The organism is Nitrincola iocasae (assembly GCF_008727795.1).
GTDB classification, from domain to species: Bacteria; Pseudomonadota; Gammaproteobacteria; order Pseudomonadales; family Balneatricaceae; genus Nitrincola; species Nitrincola iocasae.
This window is the reverse complement of record NZ_CP044222.1, coordinates 1,407,399-1,424,047: the sequence shown is the minus strand read 5'-3', so window position 1 is coordinate 1,424,047 and position 16,649 is coordinate 1,407,399. Positions and strand designations below refer to the sequence as shown.

16 protein-coding genes and 5 tRNA genes are annotated in these 16,649 nt (G+C 50.8%); 10 read left to right on the top strand and 11 right to left on the bottom strand.

The genetic code is table 11. The features are described from left to right. Positions 1–16: 16 nt before the first annotated feature. From F5I99_RS06565 to F5I99_RS06540, 6 genes are all read right to left on the bottom strand, one after another. The gene (locus tag F5I99_RS06565) at positions 17–979 is read right to left on the bottom strand and encodes a 1-aminocyclopropane-1-carboxylate deaminase/D-cysteine desulfhydrase (RefSeq protein ID WP_151054271.1); all 963 of its coding nucleotides are present in this window, start codon (positions 977–979) and stop codon (positions 17–19) included. Between the two features lie 39 nt (positions 980–1,018). Then, positions 1,019–1,095: transfer RNA gene (locus F5I99_RS06560), tRNA-Asp, on the bottom strand. Positions 1,096–1,099: 4 nt separating this feature from the next. Further along, a tRNA-Val gene (locus F5I99_RS06555) sits at positions 1,100–1,175 on the bottom strand. Positions 1,176–1,195: 20 nt separating this feature from the next. Continuing rightward, positions 1,196–1,272 (bottom strand) — tRNA-Asp (locus F5I99_RS06550). Between the two features lie 4 nt (positions 1,273–1,276). Continuing rightward, positions 1,277–1,352 (bottom strand) — tRNA-Val (locus tag F5I99_RS06545). A 28-nt stretch (positions 1,353–1,380) separates the two neighbouring features. Further along, a tRNA-Asp gene (locus tag F5I99_RS06540) sits at positions 1,381–1,457 on the bottom strand. Between the two features lie 261 nt (positions 1,458–1,718). Between F5I99_RS06540 and syd the strand changes: the two genes are divergently transcribed. The 5 genes from syd to htpX all read left to right on the top strand — a co-directional run bounded on the left by syd (position 1,719) and on the right by htpX (position 5,668). After that, on the top strand, positions 1,719–2,285 hold the full coding sequence (gene syd, locus F5I99_RS06535) for a SecY-interacting protein (RefSeq protein WP_151054269.1): 567 nt from the start codon (positions 1,719–1,721) through the stop codon (positions 2,283–2,285). A gap of 12 nt (positions 2,286–2,297) precedes the next feature. Then, entirely contained in the window at positions 2,298–2,885 is a 588-nt protein-coding gene (locus tag F5I99_RS06530) for a YajG family lipoprotein (protein WP_151054267.1), read from the top strand. 113 nt (positions 2,886–2,998) lie between these two features. Beyond that, positions 2,999–4,213, top strand: coding sequence for a pyridoxal phosphate-dependent aminotransferase (locus F5I99_RS06525; RefSeq protein ID WP_151054265.1), 1,215 nt, complete (start codon positions 2,999–3,001; stop codon positions 4,211–4,213). A 65-nt stretch (positions 4,214–4,278) separates the two neighbouring features. Continuing rightward, complete coding sequence (locus tag F5I99_RS06520; RefSeq protein ID WP_151054263.1) at positions 4,279–4,647, top strand: hypothetical protein; 369 nt, start codon at positions 4,279–4,281, stop codon at positions 4,645–4,647. 142 nt (positions 4,648–4,789) lie between these two features. After that, on the top strand, positions 4,790–5,668 hold the full coding sequence (gene htpX / locus F5I99_RS06515; RefSeq protein WP_151054261.1) for a protease HtpX: 879 nt from the start codon (positions 4,790–4,792) through the stop codon (positions 5,666–5,668). A gap of 9 nt (positions 5,669–5,677) precedes the next feature. On the opposite strand, the gene F5I99_RS06510 is transcribed toward htpX, so the two are convergent. Then, the gene (locus F5I99_RS06510; RefSeq protein WP_151054259.1) at positions 5,678–6,502 is read right to left on the bottom strand and encodes an ATP-grasp domain-containing protein; all 825 of its coding nucleotides are present in this window, start codon (positions 6,500–6,502) and stop codon (positions 5,678–5,680) included. Positions 6,503–6,705: 203 nt separating this feature from the next. Between F5I99_RS06510 and F5I99_RS06505 the strand changes: the two genes are divergently transcribed. Further along, positions 6,706–8,958: an arginine/lysine/ornithine decarboxylase gene (locus tag F5I99_RS06505; protein WP_151054258.1), complete on the top strand. Its 2,253-nt coding sequence runs from the start codon at positions 6,706–6,708 to the stop codon at positions 8,956–8,958. 31 nt (positions 8,959–8,989) lie between these two features. Here the strand turns inward: F5I99_RS06505 and F5I99_RS06500 are convergent, their stop codons facing one another. Together F5I99_RS06500 and F5I99_RS06495 are read right to left on the bottom strand one after the other, a co-directional pair. Then, on the bottom strand, positions 8,990–10,129 hold the full coding sequence (locus F5I99_RS06500; protein WP_151054256.1) for a DUF5610 domain-containing protein: 1,140 nt from the start codon (positions 10,127–10,129) through the stop codon (positions 8,990–8,992). A 52-nt stretch (positions 10,130–10,181) separates the two neighbouring features. Next, positions 10,182–10,736, bottom strand: coding sequence for a DUF1285 domain-containing protein (locus F5I99_RS06495; RefSeq protein WP_151054254.1), 555 nt, complete (start codon positions 10,734–10,736; stop codon positions 10,182–10,184). Here F5I99_RS06495 and F5I99_RS06490 point away from each other — a divergent pair. Both F5I99_RS06490 and F5I99_RS06485 read left to right on the top strand, forming a co-directional pair. Then, the gene (locus F5I99_RS06490; RefSeq protein WP_191905965.1) at positions 10,730–11,143 is read left to right on the top strand and encodes a hypothetical protein; all 414 of its coding nucleotides are present in this window, start codon (positions 10,730–10,732) and stop codon (positions 11,141–11,143) included. The genes F5I99_RS06495 and F5I99_RS06490 overlap by 7 nt on opposite strands. A gap of 368 nt (positions 11,144–11,511) precedes the next feature. Next, positions 11,512–12,468 carry a hypothetical protein gene (locus tag F5I99_RS06485; protein ID WP_151054250.1) on the top strand — a complete coding sequence of 319 codons (957 nt, stop codon included), beginning with the start codon at positions 11,512–11,514 and terminating at the stop codon, positions 12,466–12,468. Here the strand turns inward: F5I99_RS06485 and F5I99_RS06480 are convergent. Next, positions 12,428–13,189 carry a retropepsin-like aspartic protease family protein gene (locus F5I99_RS06480; protein WP_151054248.1) on the bottom strand — a complete coding sequence of 254 codons (762 nt, stop codon included), beginning with the start codon at positions 13,187–13,189 and terminating at the stop codon, positions 12,428–12,430. The two genes, F5I99_RS06485 and F5I99_RS06480, sit on opposite strands and share 41 nt — an antisense overlap. Before the next feature lie 74 nt (positions 13,190–13,263). Beyond that, positions 13,264–13,881, bottom strand: a complete 618-nt coding sequence (locus F5I99_RS06475; RefSeq protein WP_151054246.1) for a LysE family translocator — start codon at positions 13,879–13,881, stop codon at positions 13,264–13,266. A 165-nt stretch (positions 13,882–14,046) separates the two neighbouring features. Between F5I99_RS06475 and F5I99_RS06470 the strand changes: the two genes are divergently transcribed. Together F5I99_RS06470 and F5I99_RS06465 are read left to right on the top strand one after the other, a co-directional pair. After that, positions 14,047–15,468, top strand: a complete 1,422-nt coding sequence (locus F5I99_RS06470; RefSeq protein ID WP_151054244.1) for an aminotransferase-like domain-containing protein — start codon at positions 14,047–14,049, stop codon at positions 15,466–15,468. A 70-nt stretch (positions 15,469–15,538) separates the two neighbouring features. Then, on the top strand, positions 15,539–16,636 hold the full coding sequence (locus F5I99_RS06465) for a lipid A deacylase LpxR family protein (protein ID WP_151054242.1): 1,098 nt from the start codon (positions 15,539–15,541) through the stop codon (positions 16,634–16,636). Positions 16,637–16,649 lie beyond the last annotated feature (13 nt).

Here is a 16,649-nt window from a genome sequence, read left to right as displayed (position 1 = left end):
TGTATGCTGTTCATTATTATAGAGGTAATGGGCCATAAAAAGCAGGCGCCATACGTCGCAACCGATCTGCATGGCCCCTGAGCCCTTGCATGCCTCCTGTGTGCAACAGCGCCACATGGGTGCCCGGCTTGAATCGACGCTGTAAAATCAAGCGGCTCAGTTGATGGAACACCCTCAGTGTATATACCGGATCAAGATCAACACCATAGCATGCAGATAGCTGCCACCATAGAGCAGCAAGCTCTGGTGAGAGTCGGGCATAAGGCAGACACCCTGGCAGTACCTGATAACCATCAGGCTGTAAGAATCCCGCGGCAGCCCAATGCGCCTGCAACATCGACTCCACCTCGGCCACGCTAATCTTTAGTGCAGGTACAACGAATACTTTGACAGAGGCAGGCCGGGCAGCAATCAACCCCGCAGCCGTAGCGCCGGTGCCCGCCGCACAGAAGAGATAATCAAGCGGGACATCAGAAGCCGACAGAGCCGACCAGATATCTCCACAAGATTGAATAGCGGCTGCTGAGCTACCCCCTTCCGGCACCCATTGAAAATCACCTAATGTCTGATGTAGTGTGTCAATAAAGATAGGATCGTAACGCCGAGCATAATCTTTGCGTGACACAAATACCAAGCGCATGCCCCAACGCTGTGCATCCTGCAAGGTAGGATTGGAAGCTGAGGTCGCTTCTCCCCGAATCACTCCAATCGTAGCAATGCCTGATTCCTGCCCGGCATAGGCAAGTGCATGAATATGATTGGAAAAGGCACCACCAAAACTCAGTATCGGACGACCAGGGTGACGACGGGCTTCAGCCAGAGCGGGCTGCAATTTATACCATTTATTACCACTGATGTGCGGATGGGTTTCGTCCAGGCGCAAAATGGAAAGCTGAATACCAAAATTGTGACACAAAGGCAGGGAAACGGCTTGGTAGCGTATCGGGGGACTAACTATTGGTGGATTAACTAAAGACATGTGACATTATATTCTTCGACTGAAGAACGAGCCATGAAATGGCGGAACGGACGGGACTCGAACCCGCGACCCCCTGCGTGACAGGCAGGTATTCTAACCAACTGAACTACCGCTCCGTTATGGTGGGCGAAGAGGGGTTCGAACCCCCGACCCCCTGCTTGTAAGGCAGGTGCTCTCCCAACTGAGCTATTCGCCCATAACGTAAATCTGCAAAAGTGGCGGAATGGACGGGACTCGAACCCGCGACCCCCTGCGTGACAGGCAGGTATTCTAACCAACTGAACTACCACTCCGTTTTGGTGGGCGAAGAGGGGTTCGAACCCCCGACCCCCTGCTTGTAAGGCAGGTGCTCTCCCAACTGAGCTATTCGCCCAAAACGTTGTCTGGCCTTGTGATGTAAGTGGCGGAACGGACGGGACTCGAACCCGCGACCCCCTGCGTGACAGGCAGGTATTCTAACCAACTGAACTACCGCTCCACATACATCACAGCTTTTGCATTTCGTTGCGTTTTGCCAAGCTGGCGTCCCGTAACGAGGTGCGAATTCTAATGGAATTCTGATCTTTGTCAAATAGTTCAGCGAAAAAAAATAACTATTTTTTTATTCGTACCACAAACTTATCGACCCAGGCCCTGTCGTACGTGGCATACAGCTATTTTAGCAACGAATTGTTCTTGATCACAACAAACACCAACCGCTAGAGTTAGCTTACTAGAATTTCACTTATAGAGTTAACCCATGAGATCAATTTCGACCCCGGTGACGACGGCACTGGATCAATTTATCGAGAAACTGCAGCAAAACTGCCAGACGCACGGCTGGCCGCAACAAGCTTATGATCCGGAATGGCCCAGTTCTTGTTGGCAAAATACAGCCGAAGAGGGTGTATTGACGCTTTGGAAGCCGGTACGACAGCAGGACGCCACAGACATGTTTCAGCGTCTAAGCGAGGCACTGGAAACACCAGTGCATCCGGATATTATTGATTTCTACAGCCGCTACTGGTCCGACCCACTTCCAGCTCAGGCTGAACAAGGGGAGCTTTCCTTACTGCAAGTCTGGAACAAAGATGATTTTGAGCGCCTGCGAGCTAATCTGATCGGACATGCCTTGGAGAAAAAACGACGCAAATTGCCCTTGACGCTTTTCTTTGCAGTCACCCTGCCGGATGCTAATCTAATGCTGAGCCTCGATAATGCGGATGGCAGCATCTGGCTCGAAGCACCGGGAAAGCCTCCCCACCAGCGTCTGGCCGATTCACTGGCTGCTTTTTTAACAACTCTTGAACCCTTAGCCTTTGATTGAGAGGTACCTGTCGTGCGCCTAACACAGCTTCTGTCCCTGTTACTGACATGCATCACCCTGTTTCTGCTTGCAGGCTGTTCCGGCCCGATACCCCAACGGGTCAACCTGCAACCGGAGGTAGTTTCAGTCCCTCGCCTACCACAATCTATGCCCTTACGTGTTGAGGTCGTCTACCCATCGCAACAGTTACAAATTGGCAGTATTGCTGACCGCCTTGGCAATGAGGTTCCAGTATCAGTTACGGATAATATCCGCTCAGAGCTGACCCAAGCCGCATTGAACACCTTGGGCCGTATGGGGGTAGCGACCTCTAGCCAGGCCAATGCCCGCTTGACCCTGACACTGGAGCATATCAGCTATCATCTACGCAGTGACGGCGTCAGACGGGAGTTAATCGGTGTCATGCGCATTAACCTGGAAGCTGTTGATGGACTGCGAGGTTATCAAGGTCAATTTGAATCTGAATCCCGAGAAGAGATTCTACGCACCCCAACGGCGCAGAAAACCCGTGAGTTTGTTAATGACCTGGCTAGCGAAGTCCTGTTTCAGGCCTTTAATGATCCCGAATTCACCCGCTATCTGATCGCCGGGGCCAAGTGAACTCAACGCAGCATTGAATTTAGCTTGCCAGAGCGTATTATAGTCGGCCTTGAATATTCAGGCCAACAAGCTCTAAGCCACAGCGCCACTGAGCGCGCGCAGGATCATCGACCATGTCCGTAATTCGCAAGTCCAACAAACTAATTAATGTCTGCTACGACATCCGTGGCCCAGTAATGCAGGAAGCCAAGCGCCTGGAAGATGAGGGGCACCGAGTCCTCAAGCTGAATATCGGCAATCCGGCCCCCTGGGGCTTCAATGCACCGGAAGAGATCGTACAGGATGTGATCCACAATCTGTCCGAAGCCCAGGGCTATTGTGACTCCAAAGGGGTCTTTTCAGCACGCAAAGCGGTGATGCATGAGTGCCAACGCAAATCCATCCGTAATATTACCCTTGACGATATTTATATCGGTAACGGGGTGTCGGAACTGATTGTCATGGCCATGCAGGGCCTGCTAAACGATAACGATGAGATGTTGATCCCGGCACCTGACTACCCACTCTGGACCGCGGCTGTCAGCCTGTCCGGTGGAACGCCTGTTCACTACCGCTGTGATGAGCATAATGAGTGGTTTCCGGACATAGACGACATCCGCGAGAAAATCACCGAACACACCCGTGGCATTGTAGTAATCAATCCGAATAACCCGACCGGCGCGCTTTATCCGGAATCCTTGCTATTGCAGATTCTGGAACTGGCTCGTGAGCACTCATTGATTGTGTTTGCTGATGAAATTTACGACAAAATTCTTTTCAATGGCGCTGAACATACATCACTGGCCGCACTCGCCGATGATGTGCTTTGCCTGACCTTCAATGGCCTGTCAAAAACCTATCGTGCTGCTGGATTCCGCTCTGGCTGGATGATTGTCAGCGGTCCTAAACACCGGGCTCGGGATTATATTGAAGGGCTCGACATGCTTGCCAGCATGCGCCTCTGCGCCAATGTACCAGCTCAATACGCTATTCAAACGGCACTGGGTGGCTATCAGAGTATCAACGAACTGATTATCCCCGGCGGCCGTCTATATGAGCAGATGGAACTGGCCCACCGACTCCTTAATGCTATTCCAGGTGTGTCCTGCGTCAAACCCAAAGGGGCCTTGTACCTCTTTGTAAAACTGGACCCTGAGTTTTATCCAATCCACAATGATGAAAAATTCGCACTGGATCTGTTGCAACAACAAAAAGTTTTGATAGTTCAGGGCAGCGGCTTCAACTTGCAGGATACTCAGCACTTTCGTCTGGTGTTTCTGCCCTCGGTTGATCTGCTCAGTGAAGCGATAGAACGCATCGCAATTTTCCTGAAAACCTATGAACAATAAAGTATTTGCAACAAAGCCGGTCTATACTGAAAGCATCCAAGATCAAATCAGGAATGACAGCTAACATGTTTATCAAGATCAAAAAGAACTCTGGTATTTCAATGCAACATAACGGCATCGACAAGCGTCATATTGTCCCGGTGACCTCGAATTTTCTGCTTAACCTTGATCAGGTTGCAGAAGCGTCTTTCTACACGCTGAAAGAAACCAAGATCAGCTATGACCTCGAAGGTCATCCGATTGAGTTTCCGATGCACACCGCCGTTGTTCATCTGCAGATGAGTTACTTGTATGCACTTTACACGGAAGACCACAATAAACGTAAAGGGCGTATGGCTGAGCGCCAGTATTACAAACTTTTCTTCCGTCCGGAAAACCTGGATTCCTATCAGGAACTGCGCCAAGCTATAGAAACACAGGTTGCCAATCTGTAACGGCGCGACTGCTGAAGCCTCGCAAACGGGGCTTCAGACCAACTCCCGACCCTCGGGGGTTAATGCATGCCCGCCCTTGAAACTTTCTCTTTCCACCCCTATCTAAACATCAGATTATTAAACCTGATGGAAACTGACTGCAATGAGAATTCTACTCTTTCTAGCCACTAACCTGGCCGTACTGCTGGTCGCCAGTATTACACTCAACCTGCTGGGGGTTGGGCACTATCTGGAAGGCTCCGGGCTCAACATGACCTCACTGCTGATTTTCTGTGCGGTATTTGGTTTTGCCGGTTCGTTTGTGTCGCTGTTTCTGTCCAAGTTCATGGCGAAACGTGCCACCAATACACAGATCATCGAGCAGCCACGCACGGCTGAAGAGCGCTGGCTGATGGAAACTGTGGCGGAGTTATCCAAAAAAGCTGGCATCAAGATGCCGGAAGTGGGAATTTTTCCAGCACAGCAATCCAATGCCTTTGCCACCGGATGGAACAAAAATGACGCACTGGTTGCCGTCAGCGCAGGTCTGTTGCAACGCTTTCGGCCTGAAGAGACTCGAGCTGTACTGGCACATGAAATAGGCCACGTTGCCAATGGTGACATGGTCACCCTGTCACTGATTCAGGGCGTAGTGAATACCTTTGTGATGTTCTTTGCTCGCATAGCGGCCCATGCTGTGAATAGTTTCGTCAACCGGGGAGAGGGTGGCCGAGGTATCGGCTACTTCATCACCGTGTTCGTATTTGAAATTATTTTCGGTATTCTGGCATCCGTCATCGTGTCCTGGTTCTCACGCAAGCGCGAATTCCGGGCAGATGAAGCCGGTGCCAGTCTGGCCAGCCCGGCTGCTATGATCGGTGCGTTACAACGCCTCAAAGCGGAACAGGGCATTCCTGACCAGATGCCGGATCAGTTAATGGCCTTCGGCATCAACAGCCATCTGAAACAGGGGCTGATGCAGTTACTGTCCACTCACCCGCCACTGGATGAGCGTATCGCGGCGCTACAGCAATACCGCTAATCCTACCAATCAGACCGCAATCGGCAAAGGGGGTTGCGGTCTGTGAGGGTCTTGCGGGTCATCATCCCGATCGGTTTGTTCGCGAATATACGTCAGTATGGCATCAGCCACGAGTATATGCAGATCAGGCAACCCCGTATTGCCAAACAAGCGATTAAACTCAAGCACATAGGGATGATCCCCGACCATGGCTATATCAAATCCGGCATGATCCAGATTGAGGGCCTCAGCCAAATATAGCGCCAGCTTCACTGCGGCCGGATGCAACGGACTGATATCAACCTGGCCACCCCGGGAAACATTATTATGAAAGCCATCCTGACCTTGTAAGCGCCAATAACCAGCAACCACCTGCCCACCCACAACGATAATACGCATATCGCGATCAATTGGCAGAAACTCCTGAGCATAGATGATATCGGTGCGCGCCAGGTAAGCTGCCCAGTCAGCCCGATTTTCAATCAGAAACACCCCCTCCCCCATACTGCTTTTGGGGATTTTTGCAACAAAGGGTAGATCCATTTTGTCCCAGACCTCCGCGGCTCGTGATTCGGTATTGGCCTGTATCTCTGTGTCAGGTGTATTCAGAGGTATCAGCATCCGGAAAGCGCGGGTCATCTCGATTTTATTATGTCCAAGCAGATAAGTTGACAGACTTGGAAATATTTTTTTCTTTAACCCGAACACCAGCGCATTGACTTGCCAGTACTCGGGAAACAACACCCAGTCGGCAGCCAGTATTTCGTCTTTCTGGCGAAACATGTTTTCGGGTTTCATAAACGTCACGCCAGGCAGGCGCAGGGTACGGAACGCATCAAAGGATACGATGTTCATGTTGGGTCATTCGGTAGTTGAATTGCTACCGATTTTACTGCTGGGCTCTCTTGGCGTCGACTAGTATTTACACTAGCTGTAAGGCAACTGATCTCTTACAATAGTCCACTTGCAGGAATCAGCCAGCCTAGCGCCTCCCGCAACAGGTTTGTCACACCCGGGTGCGACGATACTCACTAACTCTGAACCACAGGCTGCCACTCATGAAGTTCCGTTTTCCCGTCATCATCATCGATGAAGATTTTCGTTCCGAAAACATTTCCGGCTCAGGTATTCGCGATCTGGCTCAGGCCATCAGCAATGAGGGCATGGAAGTGGTCGGCTTTACCAGCTATGGTGATCTGACCTCGTTTGCACAGCAGGCCAGTCGTGCTTCCTGTTTTATTTTATCCATTGATGATGAAGACTTCGCTGAAGCTGGTGAAGACCAGTCCGGCTGCGCCTTGAATGCAATACGGGACTTTATTATTGAAGTGCGTAAGCGTAACGACGACATCCCGGTATTTCTGTACGGTGAGACCCGCACGTCGCGACATATTCCCAACGATATACTGCGCGAGCTGCACGGCTTCATTCACATGTTTGAGGATACACCGGAGTTTGTCGCACGCCACATTATCCGCGAAGCACGCAAGTACCTTGAGAATCTGGCACCGCCCTTCTTCCAGGCACTGATGGAATACGCCAGTGACAGTTCCTACTCCTGGCACTGCCCCGGGCATTCCGGTGGTGTCGCCTTTCTAAAAAGCCCGGTTGGACAGATGTTCCATCAGTTCTTTGGTGAAAACCTGTTACGTGCCGATGTCTGCAATGCGGTCGAGGAACTCGGTCAGTTGCTTGATCACACAGGCCCGGTATCTGCCAGCGAAGCCAATGCAGCGCGTATTTTCAATGCCGACCATCTGTTTTTCGTCACCAATGGTACCTCCACATCGAACAAGGTTGTGTGGCATTCAACGGTGGCTCCAGGTGATATCGTGCTTGTTGATCGCAACTGTCACAAATCGATTTTACATTCCATCATCATGACCGGTGCCGTACCGGTATTTCTGATGCCAACCCGTAATCACTACGGCATCATTGGCCCGATTCCTAAATCTGAATTTGAACCGGAAACCATCCAGCGCAAAATAGAGCAGAATCCGTTTGCGCGTGACGCTGTAAACAAAAAGCCACGCATTCTGACTATCACTCAGAGCACTTATGACGGAGTGCTTTATAACGTCGAAACCATCAAATCCATGCTCGGTGACACTATCGACACGTTGCATTTTGATGAAGCCTGGCTGCCGCATGCATCGTTTCACGAATTTTATAAAAACATGCACGCCATAGGTCCGGACCGTCCACGCTCAGAAAACTCACTGGTATTTGCCACCCAGTCTACTCACAAGCTGTTGGCGGGTCTGTCCCAGGCCTCTCAGATTCTGGTGCAGGATGCCAGTGCCCGTAAGCTGGATAAACACCGTTTTAATGAATCCTACCTGATGCACTCATCTACCAGCCCGCAGTATGCGATCATCGCCTCCTGTGACGTAGCGGCAGCGATGATGGAGCCTCCCGGTGGGCACTCGCTGGTTGAGGAGTCCATTCTGGAAGCACTGGATTTTCGTCGTGCCATGCGTAAAGTCGATGAAGAGTTTGGCAGTGACTGGTGGTTCAAGGTTTGGGGCCCAGACTATCTTGTTGAAGAAGGTATTGGTGATCGCGAAGACTGGGTTATTCATGCCGGTGATACCTGGCACGGTTTTGGTGATATTGATTCCGGGTTTAATATGCTTGATCCGATCAAGGCCACCATCATCACACCGGGGCTTAATCTGGCCGGTGAGTTTGATGAACAGGGAATTCCGGCAGCGATTGTCAGCCGCTATCTTGCAGAGCACGGTATCATTATTGAAAAAACCGGTCTGTATTCCTTCTTTATCATGTTCACTATAGGGATCACCAAAGGGCGCTGGAACTCCATGGTTACAGAGTTACAGCAATTCAAAGATGATTATGACCGCAACCGTCCACTCTGGCGGGTCATGCCGGAGTTTGCCAAAAAGTATCCGGCCTATGAACGCAGAGGCCTGCGTGATCTGTGTAACCAGATACATAACGTCTATAAGGAATATGATGTTGCCAGGGTGACTACGGAGATGTACCTCTCTGAAATCGAACCGGCCATGACACCAGCAGATGCCTGGGCACGTATGGCCCACCGCGACGTGGAACGGGTGTCGATTGATAACCTCGAAGGTCGTGTCACGGCGATGCTGGTTACGCCCTACCCACCAGGCATTCCCTTACTGGTGCCAGGTGAGCGCTTCAACGCAACGATCATTCGCTATCTGAAGTTTGCTCGCGACTTCAATGCCCTGTTCCCTGGGTTTGAAACCGACGTGCATGGACTGGTGCGAGAGAAGGTCGAAGGTGGTGATGCTTACTTTATCGATGTTGTTAAAGATTAAGCTCACCACCTGACAGGTAAAACCCAGAGGGTCAGTTAGCGCGAGGGTCCTGGCTGTTCAATGTTTGTAACAGACTGCCCAGATTGTCGCGGTAACGGCCCTGCTGCTCAGTATCAGCCTGTTTGAAGCGAGTATCCTGCTCCACCAAAGACTGCATCAGCGACTTGGCAAAGTCTTGTTGCTGCTGCACAAAATCCAACATGGGGCTGTTGATCTGTTCAGTCAATTGCTGCATCAGTTGCCCCAGACGGCGTCCCGGACGACTCTGATCCCCAGTCTCAGATAACTGCTGGGTTTGCTGATACTGACTAGCGACACTACGCACTTCGGTACGCGTCATACTGAGATCAAATGCACTAAGCTGGCTGACATCCAATGACACTCCGCCTACCTGTTCAAAAGCTTTCTGGACATCACCGTGATAAAACTCATCAGCCACCTGGCTAACATCACGGATCAAATTCTGAATAGAATCAATTTCATCAACATTGAGATCCCCCTCAATGCTAAATGAGAAGCCGGAACTTTGCGTACGACTCATATCGAATACCATCGCACTATTGCCTTCTCCATCAACAGTGGCCGCCATCCCTGACTGAAAAGCATCGCTACGATCAAAGCGAATGTTAACCTGATCACCTTCACGCGTTGTGATATTCAGCTCAAAACTCTCGGCCCGCTCAAAGCGCTGGGCTGCCGACATCGAGACAATATCCATAGCGGTGTTCTGCTCGGGTGATAAAGCGCGAAGTTTTTCAAAGGTAAGCTCTTCCGTACGCGTTACATCATCAGCAATTTTACCCTGCAGCACGTCCAGTCCGGCGAGTATCTCCTTGGCTTCTTTAAAGCCTTTCTCAACCCCTTTCATCGCACTGTCATACATTGACTGAATTTTTTCTTCTGACGCACCACGCGACCGTGCCATTTCTAAACCCTGAGCAACAAAACCACTAATGCGGTCAGATACTTTTTCAGGAGTAAAATTATTGGCATCCAGTTTTTTCAGACCATCCAGATTCATGCCTGGAACATGCTGAAGCAAATTGTTGAGTATCTTGCTTTGCAATTGACTCAGCTCAGGACCGGAGCCTGATTTAGTAGCCGTCGTCGGCGACTGGTGTGATTCACCAGAACGTACAAATCCAGGCTGTAAAGAAGAGATATTAGTCATGACTCTACCCTCAAGTTATCTGTAAAGGTTATCGGCGCGCGTCACGACAACTTTAATTTTCACCCAGCACGAAGCACTGCCCATGACTGTCAATGGTCCAATACTCCACCCCAGTTGTATTATCCACTTCGACCCACTCGGCCAGCTGATAGTAAACATTGCGCTGTATGCGTCCTTCCATGCCCCATCTAATCATCAGATAGGGTGAAGGCTCTCCTGTAGCCGGGTTGATTTCCACTCGCAGTGGATGTTCAGCGTCAGCTTCTACGCGTTCACCAGTGGCGGTCTCAAATACCAACACCGGCGGGTCTTGCTCCAGGCGCTGAACACTTATCACCTGAAAGGGTACATCCTCCACTTCAATACCGACTTTTTCCACGGGTGTTTTAAGAAAATACTGCCCTCCTTCCATCCAGAGGATACGCGAAAACATTTTCACCATGGCGGCTCGTTTGATCTCGCCTCCCTGATAAAACCAGCGCCCATCGCGGCTAATGCGCATGGGAATATCACCGCAAAACTCCGGACTCCACTGTTCCAGTGGTGGTAATGGCTGATCTGAGCGAACCTGTTTCAGCAGGTTTTCTGGGTGTGTCGGTATTGTCATCTGTGCCTCCGGTTTATAGGTTAGAGCATAAGCCAGTGGGTGTGGGTTGTCATGTTTGTGCTTTGCTTAGTAGTGGTATCTATTGGGTGTGCTGGGATTGTGCCTTGCAGGGGTGGTGCCTTGCTGAGATTGAGCCTTGTTGGGGGGGGTGTCGCTTTGGTGTGACACGCTTTCGCCGTTCTGGCCGCTCGACTGCCGCCCTGACCGCCATGGACGGCGGGAATGCCGAAAATGCAGGAGCATTTTTCGGCCTTGACGCCAGACGGTCACTCCAAAGCGATACCACCACCCCGCCGAAACACTGTGCCAAATTTAAGGTTACTTCCAGCCCTCCGAAACTCTGTGCCAAATTAAATGACTTCACCACGCTGCTGAAAATTGATTGGGAAACGGATTGGGATTTATAGCAGGATCACGGGGTACACATAACCCACAAACTCCTGCTCTTTCGGGTTTCATGTCGGCACCCAAGTTAGTGAGGGCTGATGGGATCGGGTATGGCTGACCCTGTGCGCCAGGGATGGCGCACCGGAGCCATCAGGGATGATTTCACGGCGAGTCAGACATATCCGATCCCATTAGCCCTGATTTCAACAAACCCGACCCCTTGATCGACCCCTTGATCACGCTCCTTGATCACTTGATCAGAGCATCTATGAATACCACTCATCCACACCTACAAATATTTCACAATGAAATAGTGTTTATTGAATAGAATTCATTGTTAAACTATTCACGACTGCTACTTAACTGACAACGACATTCCGGGTAATTCATGAGCCGTACACTTTCAGACAAATTTCGCGACCCGCAGCAAGGGGTTTATTTTATTGGCACCACGCCACCTCGTGCTGGAACCGATGATGAAGCGATGGCAGGTATAGCTGAAAAACTACTCGGGCGTCTGGACAGTATCGATTACGATGGCGTGGTGGTTTATGACATACAAGATGAGAGCAGCCGTACAGATCAGCCTCGTCCTTTTCCTTATATGCAAACCCGCGATCCTCGCGATTACGCCTGGTTACTGGCTAAGTTGTCAGGCCGTGACACGATTGCTTACAAAAGTGTAGCCCAGCGTGACCGCGCCAGCTTTGCAGCCTGGTTGCAGGAAACCAGTGATAAATACAGCCAGCAGCACCTGGTACTGGTTGGCAGTCCGTCATCACACGGTCAGATACGTCTGAGCTTGCCGGATGCTTATGCGACACTGCGCGATAGCCAGCTTCCCTTTAATCTTGGTGGAGTTACCATCGCTGAACGTCATGCGGTCAAGGGGAATGAGCACCTGCGTTTGCTGCAAAAAAGTGCAGAAGGTTGTGAGTTTTTCATCTCACAGGCTGTTTACAACCCGCAAGCCACTATCGACCTACTCACAGGCTATGCGCGTGAATGCCGCCAGCGAGGCGAAACACCCAAACGTATTATCCTCACGTTCACCCCCTGTGGCAGTGAAAAAACGCTGGGGTTTATGCAGTGGCTGGGTATCTCTGTACCCGAAGCAACCCGCTGGCGGATTCTGGATGCCGAAAACCCCTTATCGGAATCCATCCGTATCTGTCAGAACAGTCTGGAGCAGATACTGGAAGCCTGTCTGCCACTGGGACTGCCATTAGGTTTGAATATTGAAAGTCTGACCAACCGCAAGGAAGAGATTGACGCCGCAATTCAGCTGTTCAGACTACTCAAAGCTACTTTGGATCTTCAGCTGGCTCAGCGAGCGCTGCAATAGCGGCTTCCAGATCCGCCCGCTGCTGCTTGAGTTCAGCAATGCGGGCCGGGTCCCAGATGATCTGTGATGCTTCAAAATCAATGCGGTATTCAACCTGACGCAAAAAATCCATACCCAACAAGCCATCGTGTGCTTCGGCTCCCCCCTGAAAATCGATGATATCAGCACGAGGGCTGTCAATCTGATAGGGGCCGATTTCGATACGGTCAAAGCGTGCCGAGAAGGTTTCGATCACATCACCACTTGCGACCTGAGCATACCCGGAGGGGCGTGCGTCAAGCGGTAACTGGGCCAATTTATCGCGATGAAATACAGTTGAAGAGGCCCCCGTATCCAGAACCATCAGGGTATTGGCGGTACGTCCCCGTAAGGTCACTTTAACAGGCAGCATCACCGAGTTACCCCGCATTGTCAGGGGCGTTTGCAGTGCGGCTATGGCTTGATCCAACTGCCGCATATATTGCTGTTGTTGCTGCGCACTTAAGCGCTCTTGTCGTTCCAGCTCCAGTTCGTCACGACGCTCCTGCGTTAATCGAGAACCGCGTACTTCCAACTGATCGCGATAGGCATGCGGGACTTTGCTGATATTATCAACATAAATACGTCGACCACTCTCATCGATGTAGTGGAGGATCTGCGCTTGCAGTGCTGTCGAAGGTAAAAAACAGAGTAACGCGAGCGCTAAGTAATGGGCACAAAGGGTAATAGGCTTCCTATGCATCAAGCTAACTCCTGTATAAAATTGACCTGTATCCGAGTTTTATAGCTCAGATACAGGCCAATTTCCACTACCACTCACATCAATATCATCACCACACAAGACGCTGTCAATCCACCCATAAATCGATTGAACAGACGCCAGTGATGCGGAGTTTTCAATAACCGGCCCAGTAACACACCAAAACTGGCCCAGAGTGCGATGGATGGCAGGTTCACCGCGGCCATGACGAGAATAATCAGTACCACAGAGGCAATAAACGCTTCGCCACTGAGGGTGAAAGAAGCGAGCGCTGAAATCGCCATCATCCAGGCTTTAGGATTAACAAACTGAAACAACGCCGCCTGGAAAAAAGTCAGCGGACTACCGATCATGTCTGTGCGAATTTCGGGTGGAGGCGAGTGAAAAATCTTCCACCCCAACCAAAGTAAATAACCACTACCTAACACTTTTAGCAGTGTCATTAATTCCGGCCAACGCTCAAACAGAATACCCAAACCCAAAGCTACCGAGGTCATCAACAACATCACACCCACGGTAATGCCCAGCATATGCGGAATGCTGCGCACAAAACCGTAATTGGCTCCGGATGCTGTCAGCATGACATTATTCGGTCCAGGCGTGACCGACATGCTGAATGAAAACAGCAAAACCGGAATTATTAATGTCAATGACTCATATCCAGGTAGTTCCATAACCTCCTCCAAAAACACATTGTATTGATACAATTTAGCTAAAATGGTTAATATTCGGGTTGCAAATGCATACAATTAACCATAGTGTGGTTTAATCAATGCAGCAATTAGTTATTTGTCCTGCAAACAATCCTTTGTATTCAGTACAATCCACCTGGAGGCTCTGTGAGTATTCAACAAAAAGCCCGCTCCCGCTGCCACTGGCTACCCACACTGGACAAAACCCAGGATACCCTTTACCTGACACTGGCCGACCAGTTAGCCGCCGATATTGCCGCCGGTAGAATGAGTCCCGGTGACAAGCTGCCACCTCAGCGTCTGCTCGCTGATGCACTGGGCATCACTCTGGGCACAGTAACCCGGGCTTATCGGGAAGCGGAACGCCGTGGACTCACTGAAGCCCGCGTGGGCAGTGGCACACGTGTGCGGGGTACGCAAGCGGATGAGCCGGATTTTCACCATCTATCCCGCGCCAGTGCGGGCAGTATCGATTTGTCTCTCAGCATTCCAATTCCCAATCCGGTTCGGGCAGAACAACTGGCCTTTAGCTTACAGCAGATCGCCAACCAACCTGACATCACTCGCCAGGCACTGGCATATCAGCCGGAACAGGGCAATCTGGGCCAGCGTGAAATACTGGCTGAATGGATGACACGGCACCAGCTACCTGTAGAGGCCAGTGAGCTATTGATTACCGAAGGGGGCCAGCACGCGGATTATCTGGCCATGCAGGCACTGATCCGGCCGGGTGAAGCCGTGGCCTCTGCCGCGTTAACCTATCCCGGCATGATCGCTATTGCCCGGCAGCTGGGTCTTAAACATATACCGGTTCCCACCGATCATCAGGGCATTCGTCCGGACGCCTTAGAACGGCTATGTCAGCAACAAAAAATTCGCTTGCTCTATGTCATGCCTGAATACAACAATCCGACCGGGGAACATATGAGCCAGGCCCGCCGCGAAGCGATTGTAGACATTGCCAGGCGCCATGATCTGCTCTTGCTCGAAGATGGCGTCCAGTATGTCATTCCATCACAACGTGGCACTCCTTTTTATCGTCTGGCACCGGAGCGTTCACTGTATATTTTCAGTGTGTCTAAAATCATTGAAGGCGGATTACGTTTCGGCGCTTTGCGCGCACCCACTAATTTGATTCCCCGCCTCAGTGCCGCACTGCGTGCACAATGCTGGTCGGTCCCCGGCTTGATGGGAGCCATTGCCTGCCGGTGGCTCAGTTCGGGTAATGCCGATACACTGATCGATTGGCAGTGGGCCGAAGTCAGTCGTCGTCAGGTATTACTCAAGCAAACCTTGTTACACTATGAAACTGAAGCTCATGCCTATGGTTTCCATGCCTGGTTAAAATTGCCTGAACCTTGGCGGGCAGTGGATTTTGTCGCCGAAGCGGCACACCGTGGGGTCACCTTAATCGCATCAGACCCCTTTTGTGTCGGCAGCCACCCTGCGCCACAAGCCGTAAGAATTTGCGTGACCCCACCAGCAGAAATAGGCATTTTTGAAACCGGTATACAGCGACTTTCAACTCTATTACGGGAAGGGCCTTCGCATGCGGCACCTCTGGTATAAGTCCTTGCATAGGCGTAAAATGGCAGGTTGGCCGATTCGACCTCAGCATGACTTTTTTCAGGTATTCACCATGGCAATATCACGCCACTTATCACCGTTTGCTACTCTTAACGCAGTGTTTTTCAGCTTAGTATGTTCTTTCGTTCAGGCAGAAGAAACACAAGAGGTTTTTAATGAACAGCAGGCTATTACTGAAGTCCGTGAGCGCTGGATACTGAATCTTTTTTTTGAGAATGACCTGTTCAGTCGCACAGATCAACAATACACCAATGGCGTACGCGCCTCCTGGGTATCACCAGACATTGACAGCTTTATCGATGATGAGAGTCTTCCCCTGTGGATGCGCCAGGCCAACCGCTTACTGACGCCCCTGGACCCGGTCGCACGGGGGTCCAATGAAGAAGTCAGCCGCCGGGTAGTCTTTTCTCTAGGCCAGAAAATGTATACCCCGGATGACCGGGAACGCACCAGCATTGACCCTGATGATCGACCCTATGCTGGCTGGCTGTACGCCGGTCTGGGTTATCACACTCGTACACTGAACCGCCTGAATTCATTTGAAGTCAATCTGGGTATGGTGGGTCCTGCGTCTCTGGCGCAGGAGTTCCAGGATCAGATTCATGATATTCGTGGTATTGATCGCTTCAATGGCTGGGATAATCAATTACACAACGAACCAGGGATCCAACTGGTTTACGAACATAAGAACCGCGTTTTTCAGAGTCGGTTAAGTAACACGATACAGCAGGACCTGATCCTGCACGGCGGCGGTAGCCTGGGTAATGTGGCCACCTTTCTGAATACCGGGGCACAATACCGGATTGGCCGCAATTTGCCCGCCGATTTCGGCACCTCAGCACTGCGCCCAGGCGGGGATAATAGCGTACCCGCCCATAGCAAAGGCAAACATACCGATAACTGGGGAGTGCATGGCTTTATTTCATTGGATGGTCGCTGGGTGCTAAGGGATATTTTTCTGGACGGAAATACCTTTCGCAGTAGTCATTCTGTAGATAGGCGCTCCTTAGTGGGTAATGTATCTATTGGTATTGCAGCGACTTTCGATCGTTGGAAACTATCCTATGCCAATATCTGGCGTAGCAAGCAGTTCGAGTCGCAGAAAAGCACACACAGCTATGGATCACTGGCGGTTTCTTACTCTCTTTAAACTATGCAATATT

What these genes read in the sequence shown, in the direction of transcription:
- F5I99_RS06565 (WP_151054271.1), bottom strand. Translation starts at nt 979, where the DNA reads ATGTCTTTAGTTAATCCACCAATAGTTAGTCCCCCGATACGCTACCAA.
- syd (WP_151054269.1), top strand. Translation starts at nt 1,719, where the DNA reads ATGAGATCAATTTCGACCCCGGTGACGACGGCACTGGATCAATTTATC.
- F5I99_RS06525 (WP_151054265.1), top strand. Translation starts at nt 2,999, where the DNA reads ATGTCCGTAATTCGCAAGTCCAACAAACTAATTAATGTCTGCTACGAC.
- F5I99_RS06520 (WP_151054263.1), top strand. Translation starts at nt 4,279, where the DNA reads ATGTTTATCAAGATCAAAAAGAACTCTGGTATTTCAATGCAACATAAC.
- htpX (WP_151054261.1), top strand. Translation starts at nt 4,790, where the DNA reads ATGAGAATTCTACTCTTTCTAGCCACTAACCTGGCCGTACTGCTGGTC.
- F5I99_RS06510 (WP_151054259.1), bottom strand. Translation starts at nt 6,502, where the DNA reads ATGAACATCGTATCCTTTGATGCGTTCCGTACCCTGCGCCTGCCTGGC.
- F5I99_RS06505 (WP_151054258.1), top strand. Translation starts at nt 6,706, where the DNA reads ATGAAGTTCCGTTTTCCCGTCATCATCATCGATGAAGATTTTCGTTCC.
- F5I99_RS06500 (WP_151054256.1), bottom strand. Translation starts at nt 10,129, where the DNA reads ATGACTAATATCTCTTCTTTACAGCCTGGATTTGTACGTTCTGGTGAA.
- F5I99_RS06495 (WP_151054254.1), bottom strand. Translation starts at nt 10,736, where the DNA reads ATGACAATACCGACACACCCAGAAAACCTGCTGAAACAGGTTCGCTCA.
- F5I99_RS06485 (WP_151054250.1), top strand. Translation starts at nt 11,512, where the DNA reads ATGAGCCGTACACTTTCAGACAAATTTCGCGACCCGCAGCAAGGGGTT.
- F5I99_RS06480 (WP_151054248.1), bottom strand. Translation starts at nt 13,189, where the DNA reads ATGCATAGGAAGCCTATTACCCTTTGTGCCCATTACTTAGCGCTCGCG.
- F5I99_RS06475 (WP_151054246.1), bottom strand. Translation starts at nt 13,881, where the DNA reads ATGGAACTACCTGGATATGAGTCATTGACATTAATAATTCCGGTTTTG.
- F5I99_RS06465 (WP_151054242.1), top strand. Translation starts at nt 15,539, where the DNA reads ATGGCAATATCACGCCACTTATCACCGTTTGCTACTCTTAACGCAGTG.